Annotated in this window: 1 protein-coding gene; it reads right to left on the bottom strand. The window is 51.9% G+C overall.

The features are described 5' to 3' along the window. Nucleotides 1-1,215, bottom strand: a 1,215-nt coding sequence (gene ltrA, locus EHN07_RS18920) for a group II intron reverse transcriptase/maturase (RefSeq protein ID WP_124025560.1), incomplete at its 3' end; no start/stop codon positions are given. Between the last annotated feature and the right edge of the window lie 176 nt (nucleotides 1,216-1,391).

Raw genomic sequence — 1,391 nt, 5'->3', positions numbered from 1 at the left:
TGCTCGCGTTCCTGTGCGCTTCCATTGCCTCCAGAGAAGGCAGCGTAACTTCCTGTTTGTCCAGCTATCCAGTTCTTCCAGTACTCCTTTTACTTCGGTGTAACGGAAGTAACTTACCCAACCTCTGAGGACCGGTCTGAGTTTATTGATGATCACTTTTACTGACGCCGAGCTGTGCCCTGTGGTCAGGCTACGGAGCTTATCCTTCAGCCTCGCCACACTGCTGTCTGCCACTTTAAGCCGAACATATTTATGCCTTGTGACGCTGTACCCTAAGAACTTCCGTTCCCAGGGTCTTGCCACCGCACTCTTCTTGTCGTTTATTGTCAGTCCTAACGTCTCTGTCAGGTACTCACTGATATCCTTGAGAAGATGTTCACCCGCTTTTCGGCTGCTGACATAAATATTGCAGTCGTCTGCATACCGGCAGAACGCGTGTCCGCGTCGTTCCAGCTCTTTGTCCAGCTCATCCAACAAGATGTTCGACAACAACGGCGATAAAGGGCCGCCTTGCGCCATCCCTCTCACACGTTTGACTCTCTCTTTATTCCTGTCGACACTTTCGGCCTCAAGGTAGCGGCGTATTAATTTTAATAGCCGTATATCCTTGACCCGTCGAGCTATCCGCGACATTAAAATATCGTGGTCAACTCTGTCGAAGAACTTTTCCAGATCCATATCGACCACCCAGCGTTTACCGCTGTGCATATAGACTTGTGCCTGACGCACCGCCTGCCATGCATTGCGTCCCGGGCGGAAGCCATAACTGGAATTTGAGAAAGTCGGGTCGACGACAGGGCTCAGTTTCTGCGCTATCGCCTGTTGGATGAGTCTGTCTGCCACCGTCGGGATACCTAATGTTCTCACGCCGCCATCTGGCTTTGGGATATCCATTTTGCGTATCGCCCGGGGCAGATAATCTCCTGCCATCAGTGCACTCTTGATACTTGCCCAGTTTTCTTTCAGCCAGGGTTTTAACGCCTGCACACTGAGGTTATCCACCCCTGCGGCACCTTTGTTTTCCACCACCCGCTGATAGGCCAGCATCATATTGGCTCTTTCTGTCACCGTTTCTATTGTCAACGGCACTTCCGCTTTCGTTCGCCCACTGACCGCCGTGTCGACTTCAGCACCACACAGCTGCTCTGGCGAATACTGTTCGCTACCCTGGCTGGCGGTGGCAATCACTTGCCCTTGTGCATCATTAATCGACATCGAGTATCCGTGTCCTAATTACGGTTAACATGTTCAGCCCTTCATACTGGTGGTGAGCCGGTACTACTACGGCGTCGGCTGACTTCTGACATTCCATCCCGATACCTCTCGATATCGGTAGCACAGTGGCAGAATGGCAGATCTCCCGAGGTAATTCACGCGACCTTCCTGCATAT

It is taken from the genome of Buttiauxella warmboldiae (genome assembly GCF_003818135.1).
Taxonomy (GTDB): Bacteria; Pseudomonadota; Gammaproteobacteria; order Enterobacterales; family Enterobacteriaceae; genus Buttiauxella; species Buttiauxella warmboldiae.
Note: the sequence above shows the minus strand (reverse complement) of the source record. Positions and strands in the feature narration are given on the sequence as shown.